The 22,309-nt window shown below is 54.1% G+C and carries 22 protein-coding genes and 1 tRNA gene; 9 read left to right on the top strand and 14 right to left on the bottom strand.

Annotation, left to right across the window (positions count from 1 at the left end; all coding sequences use genetic code 11):
* Positions 1–55: 55 nt before the first annotated feature.
* Together OLX72_RS12585 and OLX72_RS12580 are read right to left on the bottom strand one after the other, a co-directional pair.
* Positions 56–1,456 (bottom strand): TolC family outer membrane protein, encoded by a 1,401-nt coding sequence (locus OLX72_RS12585; protein ID WP_433988798.1) that lies wholly within the window; start codon positions 1,454–1,456, stop codon positions 56–58.
* A 112-nt stretch (positions 1,457–1,568) separates the two neighbouring features.
* Positions 1,569–2,222 carry a protein-L-isoaspartate O-methyltransferase family protein gene (locus OLX72_RS12580; RefSeq protein ID WP_114870944.1) on the bottom strand — a complete coding sequence of 218 codons (654 nt, stop codon included), beginning with the start codon at positions 2,220–2,222 and terminating at the stop codon, positions 1,569–1,571.
* A 154-nt stretch (positions 2,223–2,376) separates the two neighbouring features.
* Here OLX72_RS12580 and OLX72_RS12575 point away from each other — a divergent pair.
* Positions 2,377–2,450 (top strand) — tRNA-Cys (locus OLX72_RS12575).
* An 85-nt stretch (positions 2,451–2,535) separates the two neighbouring features.
* Here the strand turns inward: OLX72_RS12575 and OLX72_RS12570 are convergent.
* From OLX72_RS12570 to OLX72_RS12560, 3 genes are all read right to left on the bottom strand, one after another.
* Entirely contained in the window at positions 2,536–3,456 is a 921-nt protein-coding gene (locus tag OLX72_RS12570; RefSeq protein WP_433988797.1) for a tyrosine-type recombinase/integrase, read from the bottom strand.
* A gap of 230 nt (positions 3,457–3,686) precedes the next feature.
* A complete protein-coding gene (locus OLX72_RS12565; RefSeq protein WP_433988796.1) occupies positions 3,687–4,079 on the bottom strand; it encodes a hypothetical protein in 393 nt (130 codons plus the stop codon).
* Complete coding sequence (locus OLX72_RS12560; RefSeq protein WP_433988795.1) at positions 4,058–4,987, bottom strand: hypothetical protein; 930 nt, start codon at positions 4,985–4,987, stop codon at positions 4,058–4,060. Before OLX72_RS12560 ends, OLX72_RS12565 begins: the two co-directional genes overlap by 22 nt.
* A gap of 403 nt (positions 4,988–5,390) precedes the next feature.
* On the opposite strand from OLX72_RS12560, the gene OLX72_RS12555 reads away from it, so the two are divergent.
* The 3 genes from OLX72_RS12555 to OLX72_RS12545 all read left to right on the top strand — a co-directional run bounded on the left by OLX72_RS12555 (position 5,391) and on the right by OLX72_RS12545 (position 8,534).
* Complete coding sequence (locus OLX72_RS12555; RefSeq protein ID WP_433988794.1) at positions 5,391–6,032, top strand: hypothetical protein; 642 nt, start codon at positions 5,391–5,393, stop codon at positions 6,030–6,032.
* 3 nt (positions 6,033–6,035) lie between these two features.
* Positions 6,036–7,022, top strand: a complete 987-nt coding sequence (locus OLX72_RS12550; protein ID WP_433988793.1) for an HNH endonuclease signature motif containing protein — start codon at positions 6,036–6,038, stop codon at positions 7,020–7,022.
* A gap of 837 nt (positions 7,023–7,859) precedes the next feature.
* Positions 7,860–8,534 carry an ankyrin repeat domain-containing protein gene (locus OLX72_RS12545; RefSeq protein ID WP_433988792.1) on the top strand — a complete coding sequence of 225 codons (675 nt, stop codon included), beginning with the start codon at positions 7,860–7,862 and terminating at the stop codon, positions 8,532–8,534.
* 152 nt (positions 8,535–8,686) lie between these two features.
* Here OLX72_RS12545 and OLX72_RS12540 read toward each other — a convergent pair whose 3' ends face one another.
* Together OLX72_RS12540 and OLX72_RS12535 are read right to left on the bottom strand one after the other, a co-directional pair.
* Positions 8,687–8,881: a YgaP family membrane protein gene (locus OLX72_RS12540; protein WP_433988791.1), complete on the bottom strand. Its 195-nt coding sequence runs from the start codon at positions 8,879–8,881 to the stop codon at positions 8,687–8,689.
* Positions 8,882–8,952: 71 nt separating this feature from the next.
* Positions 8,953–9,549 (bottom strand): Crp/Fnr family transcriptional regulator, encoded by a 597-nt coding sequence (locus tag OLX72_RS12535; RefSeq protein WP_433988790.1) that lies wholly within the window; start codon positions 9,547–9,549, stop codon positions 8,953–8,955.
* 368 nt (positions 9,550–9,917) lie between these two features.
* Between OLX72_RS12535 and OLX72_RS12530 the strand changes: the two genes are divergently transcribed.
* Entirely contained in the window at positions 9,918–11,489 is a 1,572-nt protein-coding gene (locus OLX72_RS12530; RefSeq protein WP_433988789.1) for a sensor histidine kinase, read from the top strand.
* Positions 11,486–12,130, top strand: coding sequence for a response regulator (locus tag OLX72_RS12525; RefSeq protein WP_433988788.1), 645 nt, complete (start codon positions 11,486–11,488; stop codon positions 12,128–12,130). The genes OLX72_RS12530 and OLX72_RS12525 overlap by 4 nt, the downstream gene beginning before the upstream one ends.
* Positions 12,131–12,419: 289 nt before the next feature.
* Here OLX72_RS12525 and OLX72_RS12520 read toward each other — a convergent pair whose 3' ends face one another.
* The 4 genes from OLX72_RS12520 to OLX72_RS12505 all read right to left on the bottom strand — a co-directional run bounded on the left by OLX72_RS12520 (position 12,420) and on the right by OLX72_RS12505 (position 15,403).
* Positions 12,420–12,881, bottom strand: coding sequence for a hypothetical protein (locus OLX72_RS12520; protein ID WP_433988787.1), 462 nt, complete (start codon positions 12,879–12,881; stop codon positions 12,420–12,422).
* A gap of 264 nt (positions 12,882–13,145) precedes the next feature.
* Positions 13,146–13,757 (bottom strand): TIGR02466 family protein, encoded by a 612-nt coding sequence (locus OLX72_RS12515; RefSeq protein ID WP_162798102.1) that lies wholly within the window; start codon positions 13,755–13,757, stop codon positions 13,146–13,148.
* 185 nt (positions 13,758–13,942) lie between these two features.
* The gene (locus tag OLX72_RS12510; protein WP_433988786.1) at positions 13,943–14,455 is read right to left on the bottom strand and encodes a hypothetical protein; all 513 of its coding nucleotides are present in this window, start codon (positions 14,453–14,455) and stop codon (positions 13,943–13,945) included.
* Between the two features lie 303 nt (positions 14,456–14,758).
* On the bottom strand, positions 14,759–15,403 hold the full coding sequence (locus OLX72_RS12505; RefSeq protein ID WP_433988785.1) for a hypothetical protein: 645 nt from the start codon (positions 15,401–15,403) through the stop codon (positions 14,759–14,761).
* Positions 15,404–15,420: 17 nt separating this feature from the next.
* Here OLX72_RS12505 and OLX72_RS12500 point away from each other — a divergent pair, with 17 nt between their 5' ends.
* Together OLX72_RS12500 and OLX72_RS12495 are read left to right on the top strand one after the other, a co-directional pair.
* The gene (locus OLX72_RS12500; RefSeq protein WP_433988784.1) at positions 15,421–16,032 is read left to right on the top strand and encodes an aspartate/glutamate racemase family protein; all 612 of its coding nucleotides are present in this window, start codon (positions 15,421–15,423) and stop codon (positions 16,030–16,032) included.
* A 1,220-nt stretch (positions 16,033–17,252) separates the two neighbouring features.
* Entirely contained in the window at positions 17,253–17,981 is a 729-nt protein-coding gene (locus tag OLX72_RS12495; RefSeq protein WP_114870972.1) for a helix-turn-helix domain-containing protein, read from the top strand.
* 1 nt (position 17,982) lies between these two features.
* On the opposite strand, the gene OLX72_RS12490 is transcribed toward OLX72_RS12495, so the two are convergent.
* Positions 17,983–18,564 (bottom strand): hypothetical protein, encoded by a 582-nt coding sequence (locus tag OLX72_RS12490; protein ID WP_433988783.1) that lies wholly within the window; start codon positions 18,562–18,564, stop codon positions 17,983–17,985.
* A 234-nt stretch (positions 18,565–18,798) separates the two neighbouring features.
* Between OLX72_RS12490 and OLX72_RS12485 the strand changes: the two genes are divergently transcribed.
* A complete protein-coding gene (locus OLX72_RS12485; protein WP_433988782.1) occupies positions 18,799–19,803 on the top strand; it encodes a DMT family transporter in 1,005 nt (334 codons plus the stop codon).
* A 14-nt stretch (positions 19,804–19,817) separates the two neighbouring features.
* Here OLX72_RS12485 and OLX72_RS12480 read toward each other — a convergent pair whose 3' ends face one another.
* Entirely contained in the window at positions 19,818–20,063 is a 246-nt protein-coding gene (locus OLX72_RS12480) for a MoaD/ThiS family protein (protein ID WP_433988781.1), read from the bottom strand.
* Positions 20,064–20,065: 2 nt separating this feature from the next.
* Complete coding sequence (locus tag OLX72_RS12475) at positions 20,066–22,309, bottom strand: xanthine dehydrogenase family protein molybdopterin-binding subunit (RefSeq protein ID WP_433988780.1); 2,244 nt, start codon at positions 22,307–22,309, stop codon at positions 20,066–20,068.

The following is a 22,309-nucleotide window of genomic DNA, read 5'->3' as shown; positions in this document are numbered from 1 at the left end:
CTTTCGAACAATACTAACGGCTGGATTTAAGTCTCACAACAGATAGAGAAAATTGTTATTCTTTCCCCAGCGACTTTAGTACTTTGTCCAGCTGCTTGCCCTGACGGCTGGACGCGGTCGGCGCGTCCTTTACCAGATCGTAATAAGCCGCCGGATCATAACGCTGTACCGCCAGGTTCAGCCCGTCCGCAGTCAGCGTTCCGATCGAAGACAGTACCGCATAAGCCGCGATATACTGTTGTGCCTGCGCCGAAATCCGCGTTGCCTGCGCATCCAGAAGCTCTTGTTCCGCGTCCAGCACATCCAGCGTTGTCCGCGCGCCCAGTGCCGCTTCCTCCCGGATGCCATCAAATGCGATTCGGGCCGCAACGATCTGTTGTTCCGATGATTCCAGCGCAGCCCGCGCCACAGCCAGCCGCGCAACAGCGTTGCCCACATTCTGCTGTAGATCATGACGCACACGGTGCAGATTGCCCCGCGCCGCATCGCGGAATGCGATCGCCTGCCGCACACTGGCCGACAAAGCACCGCCTCCGTAAATCACCTGATTCATCCGCAACCCGACCGATGCCGACTGGCCAAAATTGCTGGATCCCAGCTTGTCATCCGACGCGATCCGCCCGTCCAGAGTGATACGGGGGCGGATATCCGATTTGGCCCGCAGGATATTCAGTTCTGCTGCGGCCACTTCGCGCTGGACCTGCAACATGAACGGATGCCCGCGCACCGCCTGGTTCTTGGCGCTGTCGATATTGCCCGGTATGCTTGGCAACCGCCCCGGCGCAACCAGATTGCCCGGCGCCCGACCGACGACGTTCTTGTATTCTTCAACCGCGATAAAATAATCGCCTTGCGCCACCGCCAGCCCCGACCGGCCCGCCGCCAAACGCGATTCTGCCTGTGCCACGTCCGTACGTGTCACTTCACCCACTTCAAACCGGTCCTGTGCGGCGCGCAGCTGTTCCGAAATAAGCCGCACGTTGTTTTGCCGCAAGGCGACGAACTCTGCCGAACTGATCACGGTAAAAAAGGCGGACACCGTCCGCAAAAACACATCCTGCTCGATCGCGACCAGATTATAGCGGGTCGCAAGCACTGTTTCCTTTGCCGCCTCAACCGCAAGTTTGCTGCTGCCACCATCATACAGCAAGATTTCTGCGTTCAGTCCCAGCAACAGATTGGTCGAATTTCTGTCGGTGATCGTGGGTGTCAGGGTACTACGCCCGTAAACTGATCCGTTTTCGATTGCCGCGCTCCAGCTGATGATCGGGCGCAAGGCAGATACCGCGCGGGCCACATCTTCGTCCGCAGCGCGCAGCAAAGCTCTGTTCTGATCCAGCAATCCGCTGTGCGTGTAGGCGCCGATCAGCGCATCGGCCAGTGTCTCTGCCCTGCCCTTGTCGGGCGCGCCCCCCAGAACCATCAAAACTGCGACCAGCGCAAAGATGCCTTGCACGCATAAATTCCTGATTTTGCTGCGGAATGCATTCACCATGGCATGTCAAACCCCTTCAGGATTGTCTTTGGTTTGCGTCGACCTTCAACCTGCAATGCAACGCTACACCGCGCTAAAGAGAAAAGACAGTTTCGCGCTCGAACCCGGCCAGAACCGGTGCCGCCGCGTTAAAGGAAAACCGCCAGTTTACGTCTCCGTCAATCTTGTAGCCGATGCGCACCACACCCAACGCCCCATCCATGAACAGACAGGCGATGCGACCGCCCTCTTTCAGCTGATCCAGAATGGCTTGCGGTACCTGCTCGACCCCGCCCTGCACGGTAATGGCATCATAGGGGCCGTGTTCGGGCGCGCCCTCGGCCAGCACACCGGCCTGTACGATTACATTGTCCGCGCCCATTTCCGTCAGTGTTGTCTGCGTATCCGCCGCACGTTCGTCGTCACTGTCAACCGCGACAACGGCCTCGGCCATCCGCGCAATTACGGCTGATGAATAGCCGTAGCCGCAGCCGATATCCAAAACCAGTTCGTTTCCGGAAATATCAAGCGCATCCAGCATTTTCGCCAGCGTTCTGGGTTCCATCAGAACCGCCCCGCCCCCCAGATCGATGTTTTCGCCCATATAGGCGGCCTCGCGCTTGTTCGCCGGCACGAATTTTTCGCGCGGAACAGCAAGCATGGCGTCAATGATCGGGAACTTGGTCACATCCGAAGGGCGCACTTGCGTGTCCACCATCATCGTGCGTCGTGCGGCATAATCTGGCATAATCTAAACTCAATCGTTCGGAATCTGGTGGGTCAGGTGTCGCACATCTTGTTCGGCACAGCAACGGTTCGCAACGCACGTCGTGGCAAAACGCAGCTACTGACTTGCGGCCCTGCAACAGATCGGCTAATCCGGCGAAACCACAGCGATCTCAGGCGAGTTGGCGGAGTGGTGACGCAGCGGATTGCAAATCCGTGTACACCGGTTCGATTCCGGTACTCGCCTCCAAATAAAATCAATGAGTTAACTCGCACACCCGCTACGCGGGCAGTGCATTTTACATGTCATTTTACAAATAATGTTCTTTTTACGTTCACTTCGCTGCCGCCAACGCGGCCAAAACATCGTCGGTTTCTTCCGGTGAAACTTTCGCATAGCGCTCAATCATCAGCGCTGCCGTGCGGATCGACCACCCCATACAAGCGGCAATTTGGGCCAATGACAGCCCAGCGCGCAGGAGGCGCGTTGCGGCGGTCCCTCTCGCGTCATTGAGACGCAAGTCGTACCCGATTACGTCTGGCAGCAGCCCTGCCTTGTCGCGCCACTGTCTAAGGCCTTCGGAAGCTCTGTGCTCTGACAGCGCACCGCCAGAAGCGTTTGCCAAAATCAACAGGCGATCCTCAGGTGTCTCGTCAATGATATTGGCCATGGCTTGAGTGACCGGAATGTATGCAGGCACACCGCGCTTATTTGTGCGGATGCGAATACGACGCCCTCCGGGGGTCGGTTCGATCTGATTGCGGCTCAGGCGGATCAAGTCACCGGGGCGCAAGCCGGTCTCCGTTGCTGCAATCAGAATTCGGCAAACCCACTCCGGGCAGATCGCGGCAACCTTTGCTATATCACTTGGCGACCACACAATTTCTGAACGGTCTACTTCGTAAAGCTTCTCCAGCCCCTGAATTGCATTTGTCGCGATGTAACCTTCGGCTTCGGCCCAGTTTAGAAAGAGGGTAACGACCGTTCCGCAGTAATCATACTGCTTGGCGCTATGAATCCACTGCTGTCGCCACTTATTGAACTCGCGCTTGGATACAACGACCTCCCACATGGAGATGTCGTCCGGCCCAAACTCATCCGTAAAACGATCCAGCCAACGGCGGTAGTCATCTTGTGTACGCTGTTTCTTTTTCCGAAAGCTAGCACTCGCCAGATATTCCGCCGCGATATCGGCATTGGACTGCAGAACCACCTTTGGCTTGCAGTTCTCCACGGCCTGTACGTAAGCGGCCATAAACTCTGCGGTTCTTGGAAAACGCTCCTGACCAGACCAGAATCCAGACCCTTTGTAGCCTCACAACGAGAAATAGTATTTTTTTGTGCCATCAGCGAGCGTTGCTTGCGTGCGGTGCACGCCCTCCGGCAGTTTCGAACTTCTAGCCATTTCTTCTCATCATGCTGCGCGTCAGCGCTCCTTGTGGGCCTGCTTCACTTGAGTTTCCGAGACCCTGAATTTCATTAAGCTTATGTCTGCCCCTTCCATTCCGGGCAACCTTTAGCCTTCCAGTGCTGCACAAGAACTAAGAGTGCGTGCATATACTGCCCGGCGTATGCCTGAATATGCGGGATGAGCGGCGCATATTTGAAAGAAGATGTCGGACGGTCGCCGGGTCGCTCCATTCGGGGGTCAAGTTCGATCAAGAGCGTTCGCTCGCGCAGTTGCTCAGAAAGTTGAGTGCGGATGCCAGTACTCAACCAAGTTTGCGTAACGCGCGCCTTCACCATGGACGTCTCGCCCAAACGACGTCCCGTGTACTCGGGATATGCCGTAATTGCGCCTGCCAGTTCGTACCAGTCGTTAACGGTAGGTGATACGGGGTTCTGTAAATCGGTATTCACGTGTTCTTTATCTTCCATCTTCTTCTTGATCGATTTCGCTCTCTGCCCAGTTCTGTTAGCTCTTCACACTTTCGGACGCACTCTAGCACGAGCAGCAATGACATCCGCCGCGTGTAATGCGCGGACTCAGCGTTTTCTCGATCACATGAAAAGAAGACATCTGTAAGTATCCGGCGATCTGACGCCAATGGGTCATTTATTTCGCATAGCCCCGCTTTTGCGCCGAATTCGATCAAAACTTCTCTGTCGACGACCGACTTTGAAGACCAGCCATTCGACAAATAGTCAGTGTTCTTGATTGACTCGCGAAATGCCGCGGCCAGCTTTTTTCCGCGGGCCGACAGCCTTGAAAGATCAACTTCCGCTTGATTTTGGCCAAGCATGTTAGTTTCGAGGTCAACCTCCTCGTTCATCTCGGCCTTCGCCGTTTCGAACAAACCAAGATTTACAAGCGATGCTTGATAAGCTGCGCCCAATTGGCCTTGTGGTGAATCCAGATGCAACCAAGCCTCAAGGTCGTAATCGTCCTTTGGTAAAGCCGCAGCAATCGTCGAAGCCTTGCTAGATCCACCAAGAGCTCCCCCTTCACAGGCTTGACCTTTGTGATGCAATACAGCGCCAAGCACCATCGCCCTCTCACGAACGACAACGCCAGTTATTGGGCCACGATCGCTCATCTTTCCTTTCTCTGATTTTGCATAATCTTCGATCGCCCAAGGAAAGAACGCATAGTATCTCGCCCTCGGTGTGATCGAAGTAATGCAGTGCAATAGTTCCGCGGCCAGCCTAGCTGAGACTCTTAAATTCAGTCCTAGCGGGTCTTGTGCGCTCGCGGATGGAAGTTCTTTACTCCAACGCAAAAGGGCCATTTGATCAGGCAACTTATCGAGGTCCAGAACTTTATTCTGCTCAGCATATACCGCCATCGTAATTCTCTCGCACTAGACTGATTTCACATCACGTTTGTTTCAATAGCCTGTGGCGGAAATTAGGCGGGAGAAAATTCAGCAGGACCTTTGCAACACTGCTGCATCAATTTTCTTTGTTAGTCAGCGAAGCCGTACAAGACAGCCATGACGTTCCTGTTGGTCCAATCCACTACTATTTGAAGTTCTACTTCTTTTTCGCATGAAAAATTATCTTTAGAGCTGCGGGGACCTCACTCTCATTTGTTAACTTAAAGAGCGTATTACCTCGATCATCTTTAATCGGCAATTCCGCAACGCGAACGCTCCGCCCGCTTAGCGATCTTCGGACGCAGCTTGATTCCAGTTGACTCGTCACGACTCGCTGGTTATGTAATTTTTTACCATAGTTATGGAGATGGTTATGTCACCACTAAGCAACGCTGAAAAGCAAGCACGCCACAGAAAGAAAGAAGAGCTGCAAAGGTTCGCTGAACAGTGCTTCAGGGACGCACAAATAGGAGCAATACGACATGGCGCGAACGCTCCCGCTATGCTGGCGCAGATCAAACAGATGGCTGACCTGCCCTCTGGATGGACTAATGAAGACCTCGAATTGGCTGTGGAACGAATTCAGCAACTTCGAATGGATCTCATCAACCCAAACAATGATCTGGACAATGATGTTCATGACGCGCTCGATAGCTTTAATGAATGGAAGAAGGCACCTGCCAAAGTTAGAATTGATACCGAGAAGGCAATTCAAGATACGCGCAATCTGGCCTCACATCTAATTTCGGCTGTTGAGTTAACGAAGCTGAGCAACGGAGAACGTGCCGCAGCCCTTGTTGAAGCGCTGCGCCATGTTGGCAGATCATTGGCTAACGAGCGACCACTTCACAGATCTGACGCGAACACCGTTTGTCTTGCAACGCTTCCGCCTCAATACAGACGGCCAGATTGGTTTGCCGAGTCATTTGCAAAGTACATGGCATTCAGGCTCGGCACGGAAGAGGCCAAAGAAGATCTAGGGCAAAAGATTATTGATTACGATTTTGGGATTTGAGCCATGAAATTCGACAACTTTGAACTGAGCCACCTGCCCCTCATCGATCAATTCGATACAGAGCTCGAGGTCACGTATCGCGAGGAAAGATACAGAGTTCGCGACAATGGCGCGGTCTTTCGATTGAACAGGTACCGTAAACGAGCGCGTCCTTTGGACAAGCAATGGACCTTCGGTCGACAGGCGCCATCAACCGGTTACTTGTTCGTGTCCGGTATACAAATACATCGAATAGTATGCAGTGCGTTCCACGGTGCGCCGCCTTCAGATCAACACGTGGTGGATCACATTGATACGAACCGCGCCAATAACCGACCTGAGAATCTAAGGTGGGTTACGAGGTTGGAGAATGTACTTCTCAATCCGATTTCTGCGCGTCGAATTGAGTTTGTGTATGGTTCAATTGAAGCGTTCTTCGAGAACCCCAAGGCCGTACAGACCCACACAGATTTCCCGGACGTCTCATGGATGCGCGTCGTCAGCAAAGAGGAAGCGCAAACGGCAAAGGCAAGCCTCATCGAATGGGCTCAAAGTGGAAAGGCTCCTAAGGGAGGTGCACTTGGAGAGTGGCTATACGGCGAAAGCGATGCCCCGGCATTGGAGCCAGCACGTGAAGAATTTGAGTCACTGACTCCTTCGGTAGTTCAGGTTCGATGGAAAGTTCCGTCGGAATTTCCTGCTTGCCCGCCCCGCGTTACTGAAGACGCACTGGAGAGGTACGCCAGTTCTCTTGAATTCGGAAATGTCTTTGTTCAAAACGACATCTATCACGGTCTCGTCGTGCAACATTCGCTTAGTGACAACGGCCTCGTGGTACTTTCACACAGTGCTTCCGGAGTTAAGGACTGGGCTATAGCGCACATCTCGACCAAAGACGATCTGTTTTACCATAAGAGCGAAGGAACCTTCTTCACGCTTCAAGGGGCCTTGAAGGCGTTCTGCCAGCTTTCCGGCGAAGAATTTGATGAGTCCATAGACGACTACTGCTGATTGACGCTATGCATTTTACATCCAGTGGGTAACCAACTGTTACTTCACGGGTGCTCTGAGGCATATTTTACAGAAAAGCCCAATGTTTTCAGCGGAATCCTTAGGATTGCAAATCCGTGTACACCGGTTCGATTCCGGTACTCGCCTCCAGTGTCCAGTGATAAGCTTCTGATATTGCTTATTTATCAAAAATTTATTGCATTCTTTCCGCTACCAACCCGCCCAAATTAGAGTCTCCCAATCATGTATTGCTAAATGGAAGTTCTATTCGTTGGGGAGCAACCATTGTAACTTAGTTGGTTATTTGTCGGTAAAGTTTTTTTGTGAGTGATATGATGATTACATCAAGATTCGAGCCTGGACGGCTAAGATCTTAACATTACACATAGCGCGCTCAACAGAATTCGGTAGAATTTCATACGCGTGGCGGCATCAAGTGGGACTGGTCAAGTAGACCGCCGGACAGTAATGACGGAACCCGTTCGGCCTTTGATCAAAATTCGTGGAACGAGCGGCGGATAACCTGTTTAATCCATCTCTTCCCAATGCCGCAAAATCGAAAAACGTCAGCCTTTGTGTTCTCTGGAAAGGTTTCGGCACCGCTAAGATGTCGCTACGTGATCTACCGGAAACCCAACGCGCGAGTATTATGGCTACCCCGCTGTGCGGTTTCGGGAGCAAAGCGCCTCTGCTCCGATTAAGCTGAATCGGTTGCGTGTGGGTATTGCTACGGATTTCGATGAAGAGGCTGTCATATATGTTACCACAACGTGCAAAACGCGTTAGTCAAGCGGTGCGGCCGCCAACTCAATGACATGAAACCACAAGGACCTTGCCATGAGACATTTTGCGTTGATCGTAACACTGATAGGCCTTGCAAACACGGCCGTCGCGCAGACGGCGCCTTCGGAGCGTGAAATCCGCGCCTATGACGGGCTGCTTTTGGCCGCGCACGAAGGCAACGTCGAAGCAATCCATCAGCTTGTGGCTGAAGGCGCAGACGTCAACATCCTCGATACGAGAGGTCGGACATCAATCCATGTTGCAGCCTTCGCCTCCGAAGACGATGCGCTGCGCGCGCTCGCCGAAGCCGGCGCGGACATGAACGCCCTTGAGGGTCAGGCATATGATGCGGTGACAATCGCCGCGGTTGCCAACGACGCCGAACTGATGTCGCTTGCCATCGCACTTGGAAACGATCCGGGGCTCGTAACCAGCCCTTATGAAGGCACGGCGCTGATTGCGGCGGCTCATCTGGGCCACGTGGACGTCGTCAAGCGCCTGATAGATGCCGGTGCGCCGCTTGATCACATCAACAACCTGCACTGGACCGCCGTGATGGAATCGGTGGTCCTTGGCGATGGCGGCCCGGATCATCTTGCAGTGCTCGACGCGTTGCTTGGGGCTGGAGCGGATCGATCGTTGAGTGACAGGCAAGGCTTGACGCCGCTCGATCATGCCGTTCGGAACGGTTACACGGAAATGGCGGATCGGCTTCGAAAGAAGAACTGAGGCGGATCGGAATCTGCTTTTTCCATCCCGCATCGTTGATATCCCGAGTGTGCCACAGACGTATAGGGTAAAGGCAATCCGGGTCTTTCCACAAATGCCAAGGCTGCGGCGTATTCAGCCGCAGCCTGCATTTGATCGTCATCTTGTGATAATTATTTGTTCTTCAACGCGCAGGTGTTGACACCCAGCATGGAATATACCGGGCAACTGCCCATGAGCCCGGTCACCAAGGGCACAAGGCCAATCAGACCCCACCATGTTTGCGGCCCAATGAACACGAGTGACAGTAGCACGAGGCCAAGGATAACGCGCAGAGCGCGGTCAATGGTGCCTTCATTTCTAGACATCTCAAAGCTCTCCATTTTTGAGTTCAATGCCCAATTCTATCTCGATCTGGCAGTCACACACGGTGACAAAGTCACCGCAGACCTGCGGCAACTTGTTCCAGTTCGCGTCGGTTCAGAATTTCTACACCGTCATCTTTCTGTTCGACCCAGCCCTTTTTCGCGAATTCTGCAAGTTTGCGCGTTACATACGCCCGCCCCGAAGCCGTCTCTGTCGCCAGAGCCGCATGCGTTACAGCTACCACACAGGACGGCCCTGCCATCCGCAAAAGCACTTTGGCAAGCCGCGCATCGAACCCCGTCAGGGCAACTTCTTCGACAAGTTGCTGATATTCGGCGAACCGCGTCGCGACAGACGACATGATCAGGTCGCGAAACGCCTCGTCATCAACGAATTTCTTGCGGAATTCGCCCGCTGGTACCAACTGGCCGATGACATCTGTCTCGGCGATTCCCTCGGCGCCATACGGTTGGCCGTTGATTAGGCAGGACAGAGTTTGCAGACAAACCTCTCCGGGCCGAACTCTGTACAGAACGACTTCGCGACCACTTGCTCCGGTCAAGGTCACTTTGATTGAGCCGTTGAACAAAACAATAAACCCGGGACACGAATGCCCGGGCTGAAAGATGATCTTGCCTTGCGGCGCCGTAAAACTCCGAATTTTCGGCATCTTTCTCCTCAAAACAACAGGCTGTTCCGGTCCAGAATAGCCTAGATGCCTTCCAAGACGAATGAAATAACTTCGGTTCCATCAGGCTTGGTATAGCGGACACTGAATCCGAAGGAACCAAAGTCTTCTCCGTCCAGTGTTTTCTTCGGGTCCAAAGCTTAGCTTTCCGGGTCCGCAACCCGGTTATCATCATCAAAAGTCTTCGACTTAAACCTTGGTTACAATCACGTTCCTAAAACTTGTGATTGAGCGGTAGCAAAAGTTCACCAATTTCAGTGTCCGGACATACTATCGGGTAAATCGGGGCCTGTCCCCTACCCGACCAGCGCTTGCGCCACCAAACCGAAAACGCATAAATTCAATCAAAGATGAGCCAAAGCCTCAAATTGCAGAACTGCTCAACTGTCTCGAATTGTTCAAAGAAGGACAGTCGGCCTCGCTCACTCGGTTATTCAGCCGCTTTAACATCCAAAGCCATCAAACTGTATGCTCACATCAGACGAAAGTCCGTTTCGAAGAAGCATACTTCAGGTAAATTGCTTTATATGAAAGTATCGACAATGTCGCGACATTGGAGGCGTTTGACCTTGCCAAGCCAGTTTGTTCTGGCGGGGGGCGCCGTGATGCTTGTGGCGATGATCTTGGTCGGGTCATGGGTATCCCGCCGGATCGAACACGCGGCTGTACAGAACTTTGCGATCCTCGCCGCAAATTATGTCGAGAGTTTCATATCACCTCTCACGCAAGAATTAGCATCCGGTACAACGCTTTCTGAACCGGCACAGCAAGCAATGATCGAAGTGTTTGCAAGCACTGCGTTAAGCGAACGTGTCGTGTCTTACAAAATCTGGAAACAAGGAGGATTGATTGTTCATTCCTCAGACCCAAGCCTTGTTGGACAAAAGTTTACTCCGTCCGACGACTTGCAAGCGGCTTGGATGGGAGATGTTTCAGCTTCATTCGGAGATCTGAACGACGAGGAAGATGCAACGGAAGCGATGCTTGGCGTGCCCCTCCTGGAGGTCTACAGCCCCATACATGAGGTTTTTAGTGGCGAAATCATTGCGGTTGCAGAGTTCTACGAGCGTGCCGATGGACTTCAGGCAGAATTGCGGAACGCCCGGCGCACAACATGGTTCGTCGTAGGGTCTGCTTTTATCGCCAGCGGCCTCCTGCTTATTGGCATCGTAAAAGCTGGGGGTCAAACCATCGAACGACAGCGTGGCGAGTTGCAAAAACGGCTAACTGAGTCCGAGCAGCTTGTCGCCCAGAAGAACGCCCTTCGGCGCCGCGCGATCACTGCGAACCAGCGTGCAACGGCACAATTGGAACAGACCATTCGTCGCGTGGGTTCTGACTTGCACGATGGGCCAGCACAGCATCTGTCATTCGCGGCATTGTGCCTGGATTCCGCGTTTCAAGAGAATGCGGCGCCCAACACCCGCGACGATGTCAGATCATCCATTGATCGTGCCCTTGAAGAAATCCGCGCAATTTCACGTGGGCTAGCTTTGCCAGAGTTGGACGAGTTGGATATGCCAAGCCTTGTAAAGCGGGCCGTAACCGAACGGGAAACTCAATCGGGCAACTCTATTGATGTCACCTTTGAAGGGCCTGAACTAAAGTGGTTGAGCTATGCCGATAAGCTCTGCGTTTATCGGTTCCTGCAAGAAGGGCTTTCCAATGCATTTCGACATGGCGGAGTCGAACAGGCCCAAGTGTTCGTCCAAAGTTCAATCGAGGGCCTAAGGATTTCTGTCAAGGATAAGGGAAGTGGCTTTGACATGAACGAAGCCGTGCGCCTCTACGATGAAGGTGGACAGGGCCTGAACGGCCTCAAGGACAGATCTGAAAGCATCGGCGGCAAACTGGAAATTGTAAGCGAAATTGGACTAGGCACGACCCTGACGCTGCATATCCCAAACGAGGAAAGCGCATGACTATCAAGTTGATTGTTGCAGACGATCACCCGATTTTTCGCGATGGCTTGGTCACGACTCTGTCCGAGACCGGCGATTTCGAAGTCCTCGGAGTTGGCGCGTCTGCTGGTGAGGCGGTTGCTCTGGCCAGAAAACACACTCCGGACGTGGCTTTGTTGGATCTGTCCATGCCCGGGGGTGGTATAGAGGCCGCCAAAGAAATCGTTGCTGGCCAACTGGCTACCCATGTCGCGATGTTGACCGTATCTGAAGATGATACAGACGTTGCCAGGGCCTTGCAGGTGGGCGCCATAGGGTATTTGCTTAAAGGTGTGTCTGCAGAAGAGTTGCGCCGTGTCCTGAGAGGGATCGCGCGGGGTGATCCGCATGTATCACCGGGCCTTGCGGCACAGGTGCTTAAGATGATGCAGGCACCAAAGCAGAAAACCCAAAATCCGCTTGATGATCTCACGAAACGCGAAGAAGAGATTTTGCGGCTGGTGGCCACGGGCCAAAGCAATCGCGAAGTTGCGGATGTGCTAAGACTTCAGGAAAAAACGGTCAAACATTACATGACAGTTATACTTAGCAAACTACAGGCACGAAACCGGGTCGAAGCTGCGCTGATTGCCCATGATGCGTGGAAAAATGGATCGAATTGATATCTGTTTGAGCACTACTTCCTAAATCGGTTGAGTCGCGTCCGATCTGCCTGAGTGGCGGAGCGCGATGCCACCACTCTGCCATATTGATCAACCAATCTGAATCTTCCGAACTCGATCAGTTCTCGCCAACCATTGGCGTAAAGTATTTCTACATTCCGCCCGCGATAGATGGCCTTTACCGCTCGAGAGTTGATTTTGGGTGGCTCTGTCGCAGTCTGGGCTTGGTGCCCTCCAAAGTAAGCGCGTAGACGTGCCAGATCACTACCCCGAGCAGGTCGGCGTTCTCTTACTTGGCCGTTGCGATCTGTATGCGTGAACAGCCCACTTCTGACTTCTTCCCAGCTACCATCTGAAAAAAACACCCGGGCGCCGTCAGAAAGCTTCTGCATCTTGCTGGGGCTTGACCTCTCGCCACGACTTCCGGAAGTAGATTCGCCTTCGCTGTCCTCCCCGCCATCATCACCTTCGCCATCATCACCTTCGCCATCGTCTCCGCTGTCATCTCCCTCGCCGTCGTCACCACCCTCGCCATCGCTTCCGTCATCTCCACCTTCGCCGTCGTCACCACCCTCGCCATCGCTTCCGTCATCTCCACCTTCGCCGTCATCGCCGCCCTCTCCATCGCCTCCGTCGTCGCCACCTTCGCCATCGTCGCCCCCCTCGCCATCGCCTCCGTCGTCGCCACCTTCGCCATCATCGCCCCCCTCGCCATCGCCTCCATCGTCGCCGCCCTCTCCATCGCCATCACTGCCGGAGCCACTGTTTGCAAGCGCGTAGGGCATTACGAGGGTGAATTTTCCCGCCTGGTCCATTTCCAATCGGAATGGGAAGACCACGAACAAGATCGACAGAATTAGGTATTTGGCGGTTGCCGTCAGTCTCATGGTTCCTCTTTGTCCACATCTTTCGCGACTTGACGTTAAAGCACGCTAGCAATTTTTCATCGGACTATAGTCCTTGAGTTTTAGCAGATCGTTCAAGCACCTCAGCGACAGGGTTCCCCGAACCGTGGTTACTTTCGAAAAGTTGCATTGAACGCGACCGTGACCCGATCTGCTTCTACCTCATTTGGATAGACCCAATGAACCAAATAGGAAGGAAACAGGATAATTTCGCCCGCAGCCGGTCTAATGCACTTTTTCAAACGAAAGGCATTGGTTTTCAGAATTTCCCATTGCGGCAAGTCAGCACGCGGGGCCACGAACTCGATCATACCTGAAGAACCTTCGCTGATCTCCGGTTGCGAGACGTAATACACACCTGACCAATGCGCACCGGGGTGGGTATGCGGCGCATTGTATCCGTCCTTTGGATTAACGTTCATCCAACCAAAAAGCTTCATCTTCAGCGTTTCTGGATCAACCTTGTTCGTCATCTTGCGTGTCGCTTTGAGAACCGCCATTTCTGCTGCGACGCGCAGTTCGGTGATGCAGTCCGCATCCCTCGTGAAGAGATTTCCAGTCGAATGCCATCCGCGACGGTTCGATTTGACAACACCATCATCTTCCCGACGCATTGCGGCGCCTTCGGCCAGCAGTTCTGCACTGAGAGCTTCGTGATTTGCAACGTCGTACCGGAACAACGGTGAGGAAAACAGTTTTTCGAATTTGGTTTCTGAGATCATGATGGTTTCTTCGCTTGAGAAGGTTTTGTTTACCGGCAAAAGTTCCCGACGGTATTGAAATCGACGACTAAGATACGGCTCCCGGAACTTTAATTGCTATTCGAATGTTCCTGCCTTGCCGACTGACCTCCAATGAATGCCAGTCGGTTACTTGTCAGTTGGTTCAGAAAAGTGCGGACTGTTGTTTAGTCGTCTCCACCCTCACCGCCATCATCACCGCCTTCGCCGCCATCATCACCGCCTTCACCGCCATCATCGCCGCCCTCGCCGCCATCATCGCCGCCCTCACCGCCATCATCGCCGCCCTCGCCGCCATCATCGCCGCCCTCGCCGCTATCATCGCCGCCCTCGCCGCCGTCATCGCTTTCGCCGCCGTCATCGCTTTCGTTGTCATCGCTTTCGTTGTCGTCACTTTCGCTGTCATCACTTTCGCTGTCGTCGCTTTCGCTGTCATCACTTTCGCTGTCGCTACCTGACGATCTAGCCTCGGCCAACGATACTGCGCCATCGTTGTTCAGGTCATCTCGATCAAGAACACCATCTGCACCGCGCGTGCCGAACGCAGTCGCAAGTTCGCTCCGACTGAGTGAACCGTCTTTGTTCGTGTCAATCTGGCCAAAAGATTTGCCCGATGCATATGCCGGTGCTGATAGAACCATACAAAGGGAAGTGGTTAGAAGAAGTTTCGAGCGTGTCATGTTCGGTCTCCATTGTTGAAAGATACGCCCACCATGGGGTTCAAACACCCGCCCGGCATCTGTAGAACGTCCAACAACTGCTGTTCGAAAGTCTGACCTGATTTCAGACGAAAGTCTGAAAGGCTGGCTTTGATACCGCCGCAGCAATTGGCCGCAAAGCGACTCCATCGGGCCAACGGCCGATTTTAACGCGTTGGTATGCGGTTCCAGCGTTTTGCATTTACCTGTGCCAAAGAGCACCTTTTGGCACGTTCTACAAAAGGAACAGGCCGCGTCTTTTTTTCACTTCAATGATCAAGTGCCTTAATCGGCGGCAAAGCAGTAAAACAGCCCTGCGCCACCCGTGCCATTGAGCGCTTCCTGCCCGCATCCCCTGGAACCATGTGCCGAATTCCACGATGTGTTGCCACCGCCATGGCGATCGTGGTGACCCACTTGTGCACTGCCCTCGCCGTTGCTTGTCCAATTGGAACAGGTATGATCACCTTCGGCCCATGGGAAGTAAGCCATTCCATCGGCCATGGACCCGGTCAGAATGTCGTGTTCGTTGGGATTGTCGCCAACACCGTTGATCTTTTTGCCATTTTCATCAACCGCAGTCCGTTTGATGATATTGGGGCTTAGATGCAGTTCGTCCAGATCACTTGCCACCAGTTCACCATGCGCATTATACCACGGACCACTTCCAATACGATACCGGGCAGAAACGCCACGTTTGCCGCCTTCTTGGGTGCCGAGGTAAGCGCGCCATGTGCGCCCTTCGATTCGCGCCGCGGTTGCGAGTGCATCACAATGCGCGTCGGCACCGTCCAGTCCACCCAGATTTGCCCCATCGCCCAAACCGATGCTGGTCACGAAGAAGCCCATCGGATGCTCCTGTGCCTGTGCCATGCCAAGTTGAGTGATCAGCGCCATTTGCAGCAGCGCAGCACTTTTCAATATTTTCATCGCTTCATCCTTTCGTTTTGAGCTTTAACAATACCATAAAAGCGGGAACGGGAACGGATTGTGAAAAGCTGTGGCAGGACAACAAGGAGCGCCATAGCGATGCCGACGCTACGGTCATTGCCTGTTTTGATGATACTGGCCTAGACGCATTGCGGTGTATGCTAACCGGGCCTGTCATCGGCATTGGCGAGGCTTCATTTCACGCAGCAAGCATGATTTCCAGCCGGTTTTCCGTGATTACGACTCTCCCCCGCTCCGTCGCTGGGTTGTACGAAAATCTTGAGAAATACGGAATGTCGGCGCGTTGCGCTGGGATACGGGCTGCAGATGTGCCGGTTCTGGCACTGGAGCGTGACCCACAACTCGCACGGACACGGATCGAAGCGCAGGTAAAGGCTGCAGTTAATCAGGATGGCGCTGACGCGGTTGTGCTGGGATGTTCGGGCATGACGGATCTGGCCGAGAGTATTTCAACACAATTCGGCATTCCCGTGATTGATGGTATCGGTTGCGCAGTCGCGATGGCCGAAGCCTTTTTCTCGGCGGGGTTACTCACATCCAAAGTCGGCGCTTATGCTATTGAATCAGATGACATGGCAACACTGTCGAACGCTGCAGCAAGACACTAGGGCAACAGTTGATCTCTCAAAACGATCCAGGCAATCACTCATCTGCATCAGAAAACGCGGGGCTTCAAATCCACGCACATCAAGGTCAAGAAACGTGGTCAAAAATCTGTTTAGCCGCATTCTGAATGGGTCAACCCAAATGAGTTACCACAATGCGTCTCGCCACGTTTATCCTGGCGTTTTTCGCGTTGGTTCAGGGCGAAAACCCCATCAAACAACGTTAGCGTGCCGAAGCGCGCCTTGTTTTGTTAACCAAATTTTAAAGAAAACGGCCAATGTGCCATAATTTTGCCACATAGACAGAAGAATGTAAAAAGTATGGAGAGCCCACCCTCTCCATACGAAGAAATACTCTTTTTCAAACTCGTTACTAACTACACCCCAAGACACTCTGCCTCGGCAGGGTGTCTTTTGGTTTCAGAATGTCTTTTCTTCAAAACTCTTCAACTGATCAAACGCAACACTTCGAAAAGTTTCGTTTGCACGTGCCGGGCCAGTCTTGCACGTCATCTTTTTCACACCCGAACTCATACTCAAAACCATAGCTTTATCAGCACTGTGCAAATCGTAACTGCACCACAGAACGCCGCGATAATAGCCAGCATATCGGACATGCTGATTGTGCGACTTGGGCGCATCGGTTCGGTAAGATCAACATCATCATACAGCGATGATTGTTGCGGAACCGAATACTGGGTAAAATTGGTCACAGGCAAATTCCACATAGGTAACTGGTTAACAACACCCCGCTGCAAACAGCGCAACACGGCAAACGAACTTTTCTGGGACACTCACCTTATGACACAGTTGCGCGTCAGGTGTCAATAAGGAAACTTATAGGTGTACACTTTTACACTACCGCAAGAATTACTCTAGGTTTTAGGGGCTTAGCCGTGCAAAGCAGAATGGAGATTCAACGGTGGCAGGAAAAACCTGAAGCGATCTATTGATATCAGAGCCAGTACAACATGCGATTCTCCACCATCAAAGCACGATATGTTGTGGTCACCTGAAAAGTGGCGCCGCGAGCAGTGAGAGGGGAAAATGAGGAACTAATGAAAATGAAACAGGCAACAAACCTTCTCACCTTCCCCTCTCGGATGCTATGAGACTCTAGCAGCGCGGCCCTGACCCACCTCAGGTACACGCTGACGTTGTTACTGGATTCGCGCTTTGTGTCAAGCTTGACACGCATAGGTGTAAAATTGTACACTAACGGAATGATTGAACCGCCAGAGATCACTCCCGCTGCAAAAGCGGAACGAATCCGAGAAACCCTAGGGTTAAGCCGGCCGCAATTCGCGGCCCATGCCGGCCTGAAATTCGGCACGCTGAACAAGCAGCTGAACAAGGGGCAAGATCTGCCGTGGAAGACCATTGATGCGATATGTTGCGCTTTCAACATACCGCATAAATACTTTTCGCGCGACAACACGATCCTGTCGATCCAGCCGGATCCGATGATCCCGGACCTGCCGAAAAGCTTTGCGCCTTCGGTCACACAATTCGTGCGGATGCACATTCTGGAAAAATACGGCCGCCTGCGCGGACAGGACGTGATGGATTGGATCGATGAACAGGGCGGCGAGATTTCCGATCTCGACGGGATATGCCAGGCTGTCGACATCTACCAACCGATGTCTCCCGACGAAAATATCCCCAAACCGCTCAAGCTTGGCCCGGTCAGCCTGTCGACTCGGCTGCTGGAAATTCAGGATGAAAACCATTTCGAACGCCGCCTGACAACGTTCAATTCAACCATTCTGGACAATGTCAAAGCCGCCCATCTGCGCGTCAGCCAGGAATCTTTTCCGTTTGACGATGTGACCTTTGAAGGCATGATCGACGGCAAGAAAATCACCGTGCGCTACCGCCGCCTGATCCGGCGCGTCAAGATGAAGGGTGTCGGCGATGTCACCCTGCTGCACGCGGAACAACTGTCGCTTTAACTTAACGCCATTCGTCGAAAAACTGATCCCGTGTGATCAATGCCAGAGTATGATCGCTGCGGCGCCCGTCGGGAACGGGGTCTTTCCATGTGATCGGGTTCAGCATCGAACAGCAGAACCCGTAATCATAGGTCAACCGCCTGTGGTGCTCGGCAATGAACGCATAGGCGCAATTGATCTCGGGCCAGCGCAGAAACGTGATCCCCATCACGATCTTGGCAAAGGCCGATACGACACTGCGCTTGCCACGATAGGATTCGTGCAGCTCCAGTTCGCCCAGATAGGCATGGCGGCCGTAAATCATCTTGTTCATCACAGGTGACACCCGTTCAATCGGGTCTTCGTTGCGATTATACTGATGTTTGCTGGTTCGCCGCATATAGTCTTCGAAACTTTCGTTCCTCAGATCAACGGTTTTCGACGCAAAGCCGCCAATCACCTTGTCGCCATGCATCAGGAACAGCCAGATGGCTTCTGCGTCGGTAAAATCATTCCGTGCCACAGACAGCATTGGCGTCTGATATTTTCGTCCGGTTCGGCGTACCAGATCCAGAACATCCTCGGCACAATGCGGTTGATACACGTCGTACCCCGCATTTCGTACCGTATCTGTCGCTTGGACAATACGCCTCGAAATACTCAATTCCAAGTTCAGCTCCCACACCTGTGGCATTGATAGCACAAAGCGAGTCAGGCACAATCGTCATCCCGGTTCGTGGAAAGTTTTTTGCAAACTGTGTTTACCAAGTTGCTAAACGCCGGAATTTGTAGGACAAACGGCTGAAACCATTCGGTAGAAGTGTATATCTAAACTTTAATGCAACCATCAGGCGATCATAATACGCAGGATTCCGATGCGTCCGCCCGCGCGGTTGCCAGCCCGTCCACCAACCCCGGATTCTACGTAAACGGCGTGCGCGCCAACACCGGACCGCAAAACAACAGAACGCTTTTCAGATCCCTTCCAGACGGCGTTCTGGGCATGATGTACATGTCGCTTGCATTTTTTCTGGTGGCGGCCTCCGATGCACAGGTCAAGGTGCTGACAGAAGCGTTTCATCCGATGCAGATCGCGTGGACCCGCCAGATGGGTCTGTTGCTGGGTGCCCTGGTTCTGCTGGCGATGAAGGGCGGCCAGATCCTGCGCACCAGCAATATTCCACTGCAGGTCGTTCGGGGTGTTCTGGCCCTGATGACGGCCACGTTTTTCGTGTTCGGCCTGCGCTTTGTGCCTCTGGCGGATGCGGTCGCGGTGTGTTTCGTAGCGCCGATCATGGTCACGGCAATGGGCGCGTTGTTTCTGGGGGAACCTGTCGGCATCCGCCGCTGGAGCGCGGTGATCGTCGGCTTTATCGGCACCCTGATCATCATTCGCCCGGGCTTTGCTTCGTTTCACCCTGCAATGCTGCTGGTGGTGCTGGCCGCGACCTGCTTTGCCGTCCGGCAGGTTTTGTCGCGCAATCTGGTTGTGCAGGATGGAGTTGCCACCACGATCACCTACACCGCCTTTGTCAGCATCATCGTGCTTACCGTGCCCCTGCCTTTTTTCTGGACAACGCCCGAAACCTTTAATCAGGTTCTTCTGATGATCGGTGTCGCCGGGTTCGCCGCGCTGGCGGAATTGCTGTTCGTCAAGGCGCTCGAGGTGGGAATGACCGTGGTCGTCGCCCCCGTGCAGTACACCCTGATTATCTGGGGCACCTTTTACGGATGGATCATTTTCGGGCATTTCCCCGATATGTGGACGGTTCTTGGAACCATGATAATCGTCGTCACAGGTTTTTACATTTTCAACCGCGAACGCCTGCTGATGCGGATCTGATCGCGGGCCTTTCCCTAACCGCCCACCATGTAGGGCAGCAGCACAATCTCGTTCTTGTCGGACAAGGGCGTAAACCACGCATCGCGGTAAATCACTCCGTCCAGCGCCAGGGACACCCCGCGCTTGATCTGCGGTTCAAGTGCGGGATGTAATTCCACCAGCTGGTCCAGCAGTTCCTTAAAGTTCCTGGCCTCGACCTCGACAACCGCCTGATCATCGGCCAGGCTGCGCAAAGACCCCCAAAGCTTTACCTGAACCATGCCTAGCCCTTGTCTGACATCGCCTTCAGCAATTTGGGCGGCGACATCGGCAGTTCCGTCATGCGTACACCGGTTGCGCGCGACACCGCGTTTGCAATCGCGGCCAGCGGCGGCACAATCGGCGTTTCCCCGACACCGCGCACACCATAAGGATGGCCCGGATTGGGAATCTCCAGAATAACCGTTTCAATCGACGGAAGATCCGATGCCACCGGCACCCGGTAATCCAGAAAGCCCGGATTTTGCAGGCGGCCGTCTTCGCCATAGATGTACTCTTCGTTCAGTGCCCAGCCGATGCCCTGCACCGCACCACCCTGCATCTGGCCTTCGACATAGTCGGGATGCACCGCCTTGCCCGCGTCCTGAAAAATCGTATAGCGCACAACCTTTGTGGTTCCGGTTTCGGGGTCCACTTCGGTATCCACCAGATGCACACCGAAACTGACACCGGCACCATCGGCATTCACCTCGTGATGGCCCGCAATCGGGCCGCCGGTATTGTCCGAAATTGCCGCAATCTCGGCTAGTGTCATCGGATCGAAATCACCCGCATTCGGACCAGACGGTTTGGCGGCGCCGTCTTCCCAGATCACCGCCTCTTCGTCAATGCCCCAGATCTTGGCAACACGGGCGCACATTTCCTTGATCGCGGCACGCGCCGCCTTGATCGTGGCCAGCCCCACCGCAAAGGTCACACGGCTGCCATCGGTCACATCGTTGTAACCGATCGAATTTGTGTCGGTGATGACCGTGCGCACCTTGTCCAGCGGAACGCCCAGCTCTTCCGCCGCCATCATCGAAATCGATGCCCGCGATCCCCCGATATCGGGGTTGCCTTCGACCACGCTGATCGTGCCGTCGGAATCGATGTTCAGCGACACACAGGTGTTTCCGCCGAAATTGAACCAGAAGCCGCAGGACAAACCGCGCCCCTGATTTTCACCCAGGGGGGCAGTGTAATGCGGATGTGCCTTGGCCGCTTCCAGCGTTGCAACCAGCCCGATTTCGTTGAATGTGGGGCCATAGGACGACAACGTTCCTTTGCGGGCGGCGTTTTTCAGGCGCACATCCAGCGGATCAAGACCCAGATCCTGACACAGCTCGTCCACCACGCTTTCCACCGCGTAAATCGCCATGGGCGCACCGGGCGCGCGATAAGCCACCTCTTTGGGGCGGTTTGTCATCACATTCCAGCCCAGCGTACGCACCGCTTCCAGATCATAGGCGGCAAAGGCCGATTGCGCACCGAATTCAACGGTTCCACAGGGAAACGCACCGCCCTGATAGCGCAGACGCGCCTGCCCGGCGGTGATCCGGCCATCTTTTGTCATGCCGATTTTCACATCGGTCGATGACGACACAGTCGGCCCCGTGGCGCGGAACACTTCTTCACGCGTCATGACGATTTTCACCGGCCTGCCCGACTTGCGCGACAACGCCAGCGCGACAGGTTCGATAAACACGGTTGTCTTGCCGCCAAACCCGCCGCCGATTTCCGATGCCGTCACCTTCAACTGGCTGGCGTCCATGCCCAACAGCGGTGCACAGACCGACCGGACCATGAACTGGCCCTGCGTACAGCACCACAAGTCACCCCGCCCGTCCGGACCTAGCGACGCCAGACAGGCATGGGGTTCGATATAGCCCTGATGCGTGGCCGCGGTTTTGAAACTGCGTTCGATGATCTTGTCGGCCTTGGCAAATCCGGCGTCCAGATCCCCGTGCCCGAATTCGAAATGGCTGGTGACGTTCTGGGACATATCCGCGCCAACAGATTCGTCCGCGCGCCCCTCTTGCACAACGGGCGCACCGGGCTTCATCGCCTCGTCCACATCAGTGACATGGGGCAACACTTCGTATTCCACCTTGATCAGACGGATCGCCGCCTTGGCCACAGAGCGGCTGACCGCCGCAACAGCCGCCACCGCGTGCCCGTCGTAAAGCGCCTTGTCCCGCGCCAGACAATTGTCAGCAATATCCGCCAGATATTCATCATTGGGACGTGTCAGATCGGCATGGGTCACAACCGCCTTGACGCCGTTCAGGGCCAGGGCCGCAGATGCATCGATTGACACGATGCGCGCATGGGCATGCGGGCTGCGCAGGATACGCCCGTACAGCATTCCGGGCGCATACATATCCGCGCCATACAGCGCCTTGCCCGTCACCTTGTCTATCCCGTCGGGGCGTTTGGCCCGCGTCCCTACGATTTTGAATTCGCGCTGGTTTTGTGCGTCATAGGCCAT

It is taken from the genome of Sulfitobacter sp. TBRI5 (assembly GCF_051013555.1).
In the GTDB taxonomy this organism is placed as follows: Bacteria; Pseudomonadota; Alphaproteobacteria; order Rhodobacterales; family Rhodobacteraceae; genus JL08.
The sequence above is the reverse complement of the archived record's forward strand: the minus strand, read 5'-3'. Positions and strand labels throughout refer to the sequence as shown.